At 73.0% G+C, this 11,761-nt stretch carries 7 protein-coding genes; 4 read left to right on the forward strand and 3 right to left on the reverse strand.

What is annotated here, in order from left to right; genetic code table 11:
- The first annotated feature begins 149 nt into the window (after nt 1-149).
- The 4 genes from ABZX61_RS35085 to ABZX61_RS35100 all read left to right on the forward strand — a co-directional run bounded on the left by ABZX61_RS35085 (nt 150) and on the right by ABZX61_RS35100 (nt 7,209).
- On the forward strand, nt 150-1,592 hold the full coding sequence (locus tag ABZX61_RS35085; RefSeq protein ID WP_355200377.1) for an amidohydrolase family protein: 1,443 nt from the start codon (nt 150-152) through the stop codon (nt 1,590-1,592).
- A 70-nt stretch (nt 1,593-1,662) separates the two neighbouring features.
- Complete coding sequence (locus ABZX61_RS35090; RefSeq protein WP_350727347.1) at nt 1,663-2,463, forward strand: IclR family transcriptional regulator C-terminal domain-containing protein; 801 nt, start codon at nt 1,663-1,665, stop codon at nt 2,461-2,463.
- Nucleotides 2,464-2,581: 118 nt separating this feature from the next.
- On the forward strand, nt 2,582-4,594 hold the full coding sequence (locus tag ABZX61_RS35095) for a M14 family zinc carboxypeptidase (protein WP_355200378.1): 2,013 nt from the start codon (nt 2,582-2,584) through the stop codon (nt 4,592-4,594).
- A gap of 23 nt (nt 4,595-4,617) precedes the next feature.
- Nucleotides 4,618-7,209 (forward strand): M14 family zinc carboxypeptidase, encoded by a 2,592-nt coding sequence (locus ABZX61_RS35100; RefSeq protein WP_355200379.1) that lies wholly within the window; start codon nt 4,618-4,620, stop codon nt 7,207-7,209.
- On the opposite strand, the gene ABZX61_RS35105 is transcribed toward ABZX61_RS35100, so the two are convergent.
- From ABZX61_RS35105 to ABZX61_RS35115, 3 genes are read right to left on the reverse strand one after another with little or no spacing between them, the layout of a single operon-like run.
- Complete coding sequence (locus tag ABZX61_RS35105; RefSeq protein ID WP_355200380.1) at nt 7,199-10,009, reverse strand: FAD-binding and (Fe-S)-binding domain-containing protein; 2,811 nt, start codon at nt 10,007-10,009, stop codon at nt 7,199-7,201. The two genes, ABZX61_RS35100 and ABZX61_RS35105, sit on opposite strands and share 11 nt — an antisense overlap.
- Before the next feature lie 36 nt (nt 10,010-10,045).
- On the reverse strand, nt 10,046-10,894 hold the full coding sequence (locus ABZX61_RS35110; protein WP_350727343.1) for a fumarylacetoacetate hydrolase family protein: 849 nt from the start codon (nt 10,892-10,894) through the stop codon (nt 10,046-10,048).
- A gap of 46 nt (nt 10,895-10,940) precedes the next feature.
- Nucleotides 10,941-11,711 (reverse strand): IclR family transcriptional regulator, encoded by a 771-nt coding sequence (locus tag ABZX61_RS35115; protein WP_355200381.1) that lies wholly within the window; start codon nt 11,709-11,711, stop codon nt 10,941-10,943.
- Nucleotides 11,712-11,761: the final 50 nt, after the last annotated feature.

The following is an 11,761-nucleotide window of genomic DNA, read 5'->3' on the forward strand; positions in this document are numbered from 1 at the left end:
CTTCCCGCGTCCGTTCAACGGACATCTGTCCGCTGAGCCCGATCTCATCACCGACGCGAGCCCGCGTCAACCGTCTTGACACGTAGGCGAGCGCTCATCACAGTGACTTTGACCGTATAGCGGACAATCGTTCGCAAGGAGCGTGTGCCATGAACGAGTTCGAGGCCGGACGGCCCGTGGTGCTGCGCGGCGGCACCGTGCTGCCCATGTCACCCAGTGGGAGCAGGCGGGTTCTGCCCCGTACGGACGTCCTCGTGACCGGGGACAGGATCGCCGCCGTCGGCCCCGAGCTGGAGGCGCCCGAGGACGCGGTCGTGATCGACGCGTCCGGCGGCCTGGTCATGCCGGGCATGATCGACACCCACCGGCACATGTGGCAGACGGCGCTGCGCGGCTACGGCGCCGACTGGACGCTCACCCAGTACTTCGTCTGGTTCTACCTGGAGCACGGCAAGCTGTTCCGGCCCGAGGACATCCACGCGGGCAACACCCTGGCCGCGATCGAGGCGCTGGACGCCGGCGTCACCACCGTCGTGGACTGGTCGCACGGCCTGCGGACCGTCGACCACGCCGACGCCGCGGCCGACGCGCTGGAGTCCGTGCCCGGCCGGTACGTGCTCGCCTACGGCAACATCCAGCAGCCGCCAGCTGAGTGGACGGCCGCGCCCGAGTTCCGCGACTTCGTGCGCCGGCGTGTCTCCGGCGGCGACATGCTCGGCTTCCAGATCGCCTTCGATGTGCTCGGCGACCCCTCCTTCCCGGAGAGGCCCGCGTTCGAGGTCGCCCGCGAGCTCGGCGCCGCCGTCACCACGCACGCCGGTGTGTGGGGCGCCACCAGCGACGACGGCATCCGCCTGATGCACGAGCACGGCTTCATGACGCCGGAGACGATCTACGTGCACGCCGCCTCGCTGTCGGCCGACTCCTACCACCGCATCGCGGCCACCGGCGGCTCGATCTCGGTCTCCACGGAGAGCGAGCAGAGCGCCGGCCAGGGTTACCCGCCCACCTGGGCCGTCCGCGCCCACGGCATCCCGGTGTCGCTGTCCATGGACACCAGCGTGTGGTGGAGCGGCGACCTGTTCTCGGCCATGCGCACCACGCTCGGCGCCGACCGCTCGCGCGAGCACCTGGAGGCGCACGCCAAGGGCGAGACGGTCACGCACTGCGGCCTGCGCGCCGACCAGGTCGTGGAGTGGGCGACCCGGGGCGGCGCCCGGGCGCTGGGCCGCGACGACCTGGGCGTCATCGAGCCCGGTAAGAAGGCCGACCTCGTGCTCGTCAAGAACGAGCACTCGCCGGTGTCGTTCCCGATCCTCAACCCGTTCGGGCACGTCGCGTTCCAGGCCCAGCGCGGCGACGTGCACACCGTGATCGTCGACGGCCGCGTGGTCAAGCACGAGCACCGCCTGCTCGGCGTCGACCTCGCCGGGGCCCGTGCGCAGGTCGAGCGCACGGTCGAGCACCTGCGCTCGACGATGGGCGACGAGGCCTGGGAGAAGGGCATGAACCCGGACATCCCCTCGGCGAAGGTCCTCGACAACCCGTACACGTACACCGACTACCGCAGCGACGCCACCCACCGCCTCTGATCGGCCGCTCTGCGGACGGGCGACCGTCTAGAGTCTGATCGAACGGATTCCGAGCGAGGCGAGGGCGTAGATGGCACGTGGTGACACCGGACCTGACTTCATCGAGGCGCTGGCCCGCGGCCTCGATGTCATCAGGGCATTCCAGCCGGGGCGCCCGGTCATGTCCCTGACGGAGGTGGCGACGGCCGCCGGCCTGGCCCGGCCGACGGCCCGCCGCATCCTGCTCACCCTCCAGGAGCTGGGGTACGCCAGGTCGGAGCAGGGCGGGTTCGCGCTCACGCCGAGGGTGCTGGAGCTGGGCGTCACCTACGTCCGCTCGATGGGGCTGTGGGAGGTGGCCAGGCCGCACCTGGAGCGGCTCGTCACCCAGACCAACGAGTCGTCCTCGATCGCCCAGCTCGACGGCTCCGACATCGTCTACGTCGCCCGGGTCGCGGTGCCGAAGATCGTGTCGCTCCAGGTGCAGATCGGCACCCGCTTCCCCGCGCTCCAGACGTCGCTGGGCAAGGTGCTGCTGGCCGCGCTGCCACCGGCCGAGGTGGAGCGGGTGCTGGCCGAGCCGGGCCGCTCGGGCATCGAGCCGCGCTGGCGCCCGGACGCCAAGGAGCGCGAGGCGGCGCTGCGCGCGGTCCGCGCCAAGGGGTGGGCCGCCACGGACGAGCAGCTCGCGCTGGGGATCCGGTCGGTGGCGGCGCCACTCAGGGACGGGCTCGGCAACGTCATCGCGGCCGTCAACGTCAACGCCCACGCCGCCGAGACGTCCATGGAGAAGCTAACCGAGGAATACCTGCCGCTGCTGCTGACGACGGCCGGCGCGATCAGCGCCGACTGGGCGCTCTACCAGGCGGTCCCGCACGTCACGGCCTCCTGAGATCCATTCCCGCGCCGCCTGGGTCTTGCCGGTTGGGGCAACTCCGCCTTGAATGTGCCCCATACGGGTGATCCAGGAGGGGCAGATGCGTGGTTTACGGGCGTCCGCAGTCGTTCTGTTGATCGTTCTCACGACGTTCGTGGCCGCGGAGCCATCCGTCCCGGCGGTCGCCGGGCCGGGTGACCCGGAGCCGGCCTCGCTGGTCACGCTCTCCGTGCCCGACCGCGCCGCGATGGAGCGGCTGGTGGCCTCGGGAGCCGACCTCACCGAGCGGGTGCGCCCGCAGGCGGACGGCAGCGTCCAGGTGGACGCGGTGGCCACGCCCAGCCAGCTCACCTCCTACGCCGCGCTCGGCGCGACCCTGGCGCCGGGCACGCCGCCCCAGGCGAAGGCCAAGGCCACCACCGCCCAGGACCAGCTCGTCATCGAACGGGCCGTCTGGATGAAGTCCCGCGACGGCTACTTCCTGTCGGTGGAGGCGTCCAGCAGCGCGGGCGAGGCGGCCACGCTCACCGTGACGTGGAAGGGCAAGGGCGGCTCGACCGGCCAGGCGCCGATGGTCGCGTACGTGGACGCGGGCGCGTACCTGGGCCACCAGTTCAGCACCCCGGTGCCCGCCGACGCCCGGCCGCAGTGGGTCACCGTGACCTCCGCCGGCGGCGGCACGGCCGAGGCGAGGGTCAAGGAGTGGCCCGACGGCGACCAGCCGGACCGCGCCGGTCCCGGCTACCAGAAGGACTTCGTCACCCAGTACATGCCGCCGGCGCAGCTCAACGAGCGGATCAAGGCGCTGCACCAGCGCTACCCCAAGCTCACCGAGCTGATCACGCTGCCGTACCCGACCAACGGCTACCGGCGGCACGCCCAGGCGCTGATCGGCACGCCGCCCGCCGCCGCCGTCGTGATCACCTCGGACGCGTACGGCTCCGAAGGCGGCAACGACCTGGCCGCCGAGCTGGTGAACCCCGGCGCGCCCGGCCGCCCGCTGCAGGTCACCGTGAACGGCAAGCTCATCACCGTCAGCCTGGCCACCGACGCCTCGGGCGCCCCCGCCAGCACCGCCGCGCAGGTCACGGCCGCGATCAACGCCACCGTGCCGAACTCCACTGGCGGCACCGGCGTCAAGGCCACGACCTACCGCGGCAACGCGGGCGACGGCGTCATGGCAACCGCGCCGCTCACCCAGCTCAGCGACTTCCTCAACGCGCCCGCGAGCGTCTCCCGCGCGCCCGCCCGGGTGCTGGCCCTGCGGATCGGCGCGCACCGCGACGGCAGCCGCACCGGAGTGCTGGCCTACGCCCAGGAGCACGCCCGCGAGTGGGTGGCGCCGCTCGTCGTGGTCGAGGCGGCCGAGCGGCTGCTGCGCAACTACGCCCGCGACAAGGCCACCCGCAGGCTGCTGGAGCGCACCGACGTCTTCATCGTGCCGACCGTCAACCCGGACGGCGCCAACTACAGCTTCTACGACTTCAACGGCCAGCGGAAGAACATGACGAACCACTGCCCGGCGCAGCAGTCCGACCCGGCGCTGCGCAACACCTGGGGTGTGGACGTCAACCGCAACTACGCCGTCGGCTCGCTGTCCGACGGGTACTTCGGCGCCTCGGCCAACTGCCAGAGCGGCACGTACGCGGGCCCCGCCGAGCACTCCGAGCCCGAGAGCCGCAACGTCATGTGGCTGGCCGAGAAGCACCGCAACATCAGGTTCGCCATGAACGTGCACAGCTACGGCGGCTACTTCATGTGGCCGCCCGGCGCGTACCGGCTCGACGGCCGCGTCACCCTGCCCAGGCCCACGGCGCAGCAGGAGGCGTACTTCCTGCGCTCGGCCCGCACGATCGAGCAGGCCATCGCCGCCGAGCGCGGCACCGTCATCTGGCCCCAGCAGACCGGGCCCGTGACGGACGTGCTCTACTCCGCGGCCGGCAACTCCGCCGACGAGCTCTGGTACGACCACGGCGTCTACGGGTGGGACTTCGAGGTGGGCGCCGACCTGTGGGACCCCGGCACGCGGACGTGGCAGGCCGTGGGCTTCCAGCCGCCGTTCGCAGAGGGGCACGCGGAGGCGCTGGAGTTCGCGTCCGGGCTGATCTCCCTGGTGGGGGTCGCCGCCGACTACCGGGAACCCTGATCCGCACCCTCTGGAGGACTCCCTTGCGCCTGCCCCCTGCCCTGCTCCCGGCTCTGCTCACCGGGCTCCTCGTGAGCCCGCTCGTCCCGCACGCGGTGTCGGCCGACCCGGTCGCGCCGCCGGCCCCGGCCGTGCGCGACTTCGGCAACGGCCCGGAGCGGAACGAGGTCGCCGCCGACGTGCCCGAGCGGGCCGAGGCGCGCGCGGCCGCCCGGTCCGAGCAGGCCGAGCAGCCCGGCATCCTGTCGCACGACCGGGGCTACCCCCGCCGGACCCGGCTGCCGGTGCCCCCCGAGAACCCGGCCGACGCCTCGATCAAGCTGGGCCTGGTGCCCCACCACGGCATCGCGCCCCGGCTGAACGACCTGCAGCAGCGCGGCGACCGGGTCAGCGCGCAGGTCATCGGCCGCTCGTACGGGGGCCGCGACCTCTACCTGGTGACCGTCACCGCGCCGGAGAGCGCCGCCGAGACGCGCGAGCAGGAGCGCATCCGCGACCGCATCGAGAACGACCCGGCCGCCGCCGCCCGCGACCGGAAGCTGGTCAAGAGGTACAAGGCGCCGGTGTTCGTCAACGCCAACATCCACGGCAACGAGTGGGAGGGCACCGACGCCGCCCTGCGCGTCATCGAGGAGCTCGCCACCAGCAAGGATCCCAAGGTCGCCGACCTGCTGGCGCGCACCCGCCTGTACTTCAACATCACCGCCAACCCCGACGGCCGCGTCACCGGCGTGCGCCAGAACGGCGCCGGCTTCGACCTGAACCGCGACTTCGTCACCGCCTCCCAGCCCGAGGTGCGGGCGATGCGCCAGATCATGATCGACGCCCAGCCGGTCACCATGATCGACCTGCACGGCTACGTCAACGGCACGCTCATCGAGCCGACCACGCCGCCGCACGGCGCCAACTACGAGTACGACCTGTTCATCCAGAACACCTACGCCAACGGCCTCGGCATGGAGGCCGCCGTGAACGGGCTGGGCTACACCGTCGAGAAGGACGGCGTGTACCCGGCGCAGATCCCGTTCCGCGACTCCGCGGAGGGCTGGGACGACTGGCCGCCGATCTTCACCCCGCAGTACGCGCCCTTCCACGGCGCGGTGGCCGCGCACACCGTCGAGATCCCGCTGCGGGTCAACGGCTCCGACTACACCCAGCTGCCGGTCGAGGAGCTGCGCCGCCGCTCCGCGATCAACACCGACGTGGCCGCCGCCGCCATCCGGTCCACCTACGCCTTCGTGCGCGACCGGCACGACCGGCTGATCGCCGACCAGATCGAGGTGTTCCGGCGCGGCGCGGCCGGGGAGCCGTCGAAGACGGTGCCGCTCGGCATCGTGCCGGGGTTCGGGCCGGAGGACGTCTACACCACCACCTTCCCCCGGGCGTACGTCATCACCGGCCGGCGCTCGGAGGCGGCCGCCGCGCGCCTGGTGGACCACCTGATCGCGAACGATGTGCGGGTCGAACGGGCCAGGCACGCGTTCCGGGCGGACGGCAGGACGTATCCGGCCGGTTCGTACGTGGTGGACATGCGCCAGCCGAAGCGCGGACTGGCCAACGTCATGCTGGAGGCCGGCGCGGACATCTCGCCCAGGGTGGACGCCATGTACGACATCTCCGGCTGGAGCCACGGCCTGCTCTGGGGCGCCGGCGTGGACGGGGTCACGTCCCTGCGGGTGCAGGCCGACCCGGTCAAGGCCGCCGCGCCGACCGGGTCCGTGCCGCGCACGCCCGGGGCGCTCGCGCTCAAGGTGAGCGACGCCAAGGACGTCCTCGCCCTGAACGACCTCCTGGCCCAGGGCACGGCGGTGACCTGGGCGGACGGCGCGGCCATCGTGCCCGCCTCGGCGCGACAGGCCGCCCGCGAGGTCTCCGAGCGCTACGGCGTCGTCTTCACTCCGGCGGGCACCCCGGCGGACATGGCGTCCGGCGCGCCGCTCTCGCAGGTCAGGATCGCCGCCGCCGCCTCGGCCGACGAGCTGTTCACGCTGCGCGAGCTGGGCTTCTCCGTCACCCCCGTCTCCACGGCGGCCCTCAACGCGGGCTACGACTGGAGCGGGACCGACGTGCTGTTCGTCTCCAGCGGGCTGAGCTACACCGCGCTCAACCCGGCGGCCAGGACGGCGCTCGACGCGTTCCTGACCACCGGCGGCGTGATCACCCGTGGCGGCACCGGAGCGGCCTTCAACGCCGCCGCCGGGCTGCTCACCGCGACCGCCGTCGCGGGCCGCGGCGACGCCAACGGCGTCGTACGCGTGCTCTCCACGGGCGGCCCAGTGAGTGGGCAGGTGGGCGGCGGATCGCCGGACCACTCGTTCGTGTACTCGCCGCGCTGGTTCACCGGCCTCGGGCCGGAGGTCACGGTCGAGCAGTCGTACGCGGCCGAGGGCCCGCTGGTCTCCGGCCACTGGCGGCCCGACGCCGACGGCACCGGCGGCCAGGACGCCGCCCGGGGCCAGGCGGCCGTGGTGAGCGGCAGGGACGAGCGGGGCGCGACCGTGGTGCTGTTCGGCACGGAGCCGATGTTCCGCAACCACCCCAAGGGGCTGTTCCCGCAGGTGGCCAAGGCCCTGTACTGGGCCTCCTCGGTCACCGGCGCGGCCGTCAAGGGGTAGTGACCCGGTCCAGGAGCTCCAGGAGGTGGTGGTACGGCTTGCCGGTGGCGCGGGTCAGGCCGAGCTCGCAGGTGCGGTTGACCGAGGCGTGGGCGGCGAAGTCCTCCCGCGCCACGGCGGCGGCCTCCGCCCGGGTGGCGGAGGCGGTCAGCTCGGGGTGGAGCAGGCCGCGGTCGCCGGCGAAGGCGCAGCACTGCCAGCCGTCCGGCACGACGACCCGTTCGGCGACGGTCTCGGCGACGCGGGTGATGGCGGCGTCGAGGCCGAGCCGGGTCGAGGAGCAGGTCGGGTGCAGGGCCAGTGAGGGCAGCCGGCGGGCGGCGGGCAGGCGCGGCAGGAGGTGCTCGGCGGTGAAGGCGACCGCGTCGAGCACCCGGATGGCGGGCGAGGCCGCGGCGGTGAGGCGTTCGAAGCCCTCGGTGCAGGAGGCGGCGTCGCTGACGACCGGGATCCGGCCGCCGTCCGTGGCCGCCGCCAGCGCGTCCCGGACCCGGTGGCGCATCACCTCGTAGCCGTCCGCGAGGCCCTTGGACGACCAGGGCGTGCCGCAGCACAGGCTGCCGATCCCGTCGGGCACGCGCAGCCGCACGCCCGCCCGCTCGGCCAGGCTGAGCAGGGCGGCCATCGCGCCGGGGCCGCCCTCGGCCGGGGCGAACAGGGTGTTCAGGCAGGACGGGACGAAGACGGCGTCGGCGTCCTCGGCCAGGGCCGGGCGGCGGGGCGTCCCGCCCCGGGGCAGGTCGCGGCTCCACTGCGGGACGGCGTCCTGGCCCGCCACGGCGCGAGCGGCCTTGCTCGCGCTCTCGGCTAGCGGGGCCGGTGTCGCGGCGGCGGCGTCGAGGGCCAGGTTCATGGCCCGGGTGACGCCGTTCCAGTGCTTGGCGGCGGACTTCCAGCCCGCGCGGGCGGCGCGGCCGTGGCGCTCTTCGCGCAGGCGTTTGGTCAGGTCGCCGGTGTTGATGAGGACGGGGCAGGCGGTGGCGCACATGCCGTCCACGGCGCAGGTGTCCACGGCGTCGTAGCCGTACTCCTCCTCCAGCCGTTGCGCCAGCGCGTGGTCGCCCGCCTCCTGGGCGGCGGCCAGCTCCCGCCGGAGCACGATGCGCTGGCGCGGCGTGGTGGTGAGGTCGCGGCTGGGGCAGACGGGCTCGCAGTAGCCGCACTCCACGCACCGGTCGACCTCGGGCTCGACGGTGACGACGTTCTTGAGATCGCGCAGGTGGGCATGCGGGTCGTCGGTGAGGACGACGCCGGGGTTGAGCGTGCCCGCGGGGTCGCACAGGCGCTTGACCTCGCGCATCACCTCGAACAGCTCGTCACCGTACTGGCGGCGGACGAAGGGGGCCATGACGCGGCCGGTGCCGTGCTCGGCCTTGAGCGTGCCGCCCCGGTCGAGCACGGCGGCGACCATGTCCTCGGTGAAGTCGGCGTAGCGCTCCAGGTCGGTGTCGAAGCGCTCGTTGAGCATGAAGTGCAGGTTGCCGTCCTTGGCGTGGCCGAAGATCACGCTGCGCTCGTACCTGTGCTTGGCGAACAGGCCGGCCAGGTCGTCGCAGAGGTCGGCCAGGACGGGCACCGGGACGGCGACGTCCTCCAGGAGCGCGGTGGTGCCGCTGGGGCGGGCGCCGGCGACGGAGGCGTACAGGCCCTTGCGGATGTGCCACAGAGCGGCCCGGCCGCCCGCGTCCCTGCTCAGCCGCGCCGGGGCGGCCAGGTCGAGCGTGGCGAACAGCCGCTCGGCCGTGCGCTCGTGCTCGGCGAGCGGTTCGGGGTCCGACTCCTGCCACTCGACCAGGAGCGCGGCGTGGTCCCGTACGGTCAGCGTGCGCAGGACGTCGTCGGCCCTGGGGTCCCGCTGGGCCACCCGCAGGGACTCGGCGTCCAGCAGCTCGACGGCGGCGGGGCCGGCGGTGACGAGCTGCGGCATCGCCGCCATCGCCCGGCGCAGCGTGGGGAAGACGAGCAGGCCGGTCGCGGCCAGGCGGTGCGCCGGGACCGTGCGCAGGACGGCCTGCGCGACGAAGCCCAGGGTCCCCTCGCTGCCGATCGCGAGGTGGGCGAGGATCTGCGCGGGCGTGTCGTGGTCGAGGAAGCTGTTGAGCCCGTACCCCATGGTGTTCTTCAGGGAGAACTGGGCGGTGACGCGCCGCACCGACTCGGGGTTGCCGCGGACCCGGTCGCGCAGCCGTTCCAGGCCCTGCGCCAGCTCGGGCTCCAGCGCGCGCAGCCGCGCGTCGGCGTCGGGGGCGGCGGTGTCGACGACGGTGCCGCTGGGCAGCACCAGGACCAGCGACTCCAGCGTCTGGTACGTGTTGGCGTGGGTGCCGCAGGTCATGCCGCTGGAGTTGTTGGCGACGACGCCGCCGATCGTGCAGGCCGACTCGCTGGCCGGGTCCGGGCCGAGCTTGCGGCCGTGGGCGGCCAGCCGGGCGTTGACCTGGCGCAGCACGGCGCCCGGCTGCACGCGGACCCGGTCGCCGCCGTCGAGCACCTCGATGCCGCGGAAGTGCCGCCGGGTGTCGACCAGCAGGTGCTCGCTCACGCCCTGCCCGCTCAGGCTGGTGCCCCCGGAGCGGAACGTCAGCGACAGCCCGGTCCGCATGAGCGCCGCCACCTGCTCGGCGCTCTCCGGCACCAGGACCGCCTGCGGGGTGAGCAGGTAGTGGGAGGCGTCATGGGCCATGCCGAGCCGGTCGGTGGCCCGCGTACGGGTGATCCCGGGCACGGCGGCCTCGACCGCCGCCAGGACGGCGGGGTCCGGGGCGGTCAGCCGCCGCTTCTCGGAATGGGTGACGCTCATATCTGTCCTTACCGCTCTGTCCTTACCGCTCTGTCCTTAGCGCGGGCCCAGGACCTGCTGGCGCTGGCTGCCGAGCCTGTCGATGCCCAGCTCGATGACGTCGCCGGGCTGGAGCCAGATGGGCGGGTTGTGGCCCATGCCGACGCCGGGCGGGGTGCCGGTGTTGATCAGGTCGCCGGGCTCCAGCACCATGAACTGGCTCAGGTGGTGCACGATGACGTACGGGTCGAAGATCATCGTCTTGGTGGTGCCGGTCTGCCGGCGTACGCCGTTGACGTCGAGCCACATGCCCAGGTTCTTGACGTCGGGGATCTCGTCCGGGGTGACCAGCCACGGGCCGGCCGGGTTGAAGGTCTCGGCGGACTTGCCCTTGGACCACTGGCCGCCGCGCTCCATCTGGAAGGCCCGCTCGCTCACGTCGTTGACCACGCAGTACCCGGCGATGGCGGCGGCGGCCTCCTCGACCGAGTCGAGGTAGGAGGTGCGCCTGCCGATCACGATGCCGAGCTCGACCTCCCAGTCGGGCTTGGTGGAGCCGCGCGGGATGCGCACCTCGTCGTACGGGCCGATCAGGGTGTTGGGCGACTTGGTGAACAGGATCGGCTCATCCGGCACCGCCTGGCCGGTCTCGGCGGCGTGGTCGCTGTAGTTCAGGCCGATGCACAGGATCTGGTGCGGCCGGGCGATCGGCGCGCCGACCCGCTCACCCGCGAACGCCCGCACCTCGCCCCCGGCGACCCGGTCGGCCAGCAACGCGGCGCCGCCCGCGGCGAAGAAACGCTCGTCGAAATCGGGCGTGACGTCCGAGACGTCGATGTAGTGGGACTCGTCCACGCGGACGACGGGCTTCTCGGCGCCGGGCGCGCCGATGCGCATCAGGTACAACGCTTTCTCCGTGTTCGGCTCGGAAGGGTACGGGCGGCGGTTCGGTTCATGAGGTCTCCCGCCCGGCGACGATGCCGCGGATGGCGGCCAGGTCGTCGACGAGCGACTTCAGCGGCGTCCGGTACGCCAGCCCGCTGACGCTGACGGCACCGCTGGGAACGGTGGGCGAGGTCAGGTAGGCCAGGACGGCCACGCAGTTGACGCCCGGCTCGTTCTCCTGGTCGTCGACGGCGTAGCCCAGCTCGCGGATGCGCGCCAGCTCGGCGTGCAGTTGCTCCACCGTGCCGATCGAGCGCGCGGTCGGCAGCTCCAGCCGCCGCTCCCCCACCCACTCGCGCACCGCGTTCTCGGTGCGCAGGGCGTCGGCGAGCAGCGCCTTGCCGACGGCGGTGCAGTGTGCCGGGTTACGGCCCCCGACGACGGAGGTCAGCCGGACGGCCCCGTCGGACGGGTCGAGCTTGGAGCGGTAGACGACCGAGGTCCCCTCCAGCACCGCGTAGTGCACGGTCTCGCCGTAGCGGTCGCACAGGGCCCGCAGGATCGGTGTGACCCGCACGTGGTCAGGCCGGGCCTCGTGGTGGGCGAAGGCCATCCGCAGGAACTCGTCGCCGAGCACGTACCGCCCGTGGCCGTGCTGCGCCGCGAATCCGGCGCGGCGCAGCGACGCCAGGGCACGGTGGACCGTCGGCTTGGGGCTGGCCACCGCTCGGGCCATCTCCTCCAAGCCGATACCGTCGGGGTGGCGAGCCAGCTCGGCAAGGACCGCCAGCACGCGGTCGGATCCGACGAGCTTGGACTCGGCAGCCATCTCGGACATGTTCCGAACGTTAGACTATCGTTCCGAAAAGTGAAAGTTGGCCCCCCTCT

It is taken from the genome of Nonomuraea sp. NPDC003709 (genome assembly GCF_040610775.1).
In the GTDB taxonomy this organism is placed as follows: Bacteria; Actinomycetota; Actinomycetes; order Streptosporangiales; family Streptosporangiaceae; genus Nonomuraea; species Nonomuraea angiospora_A.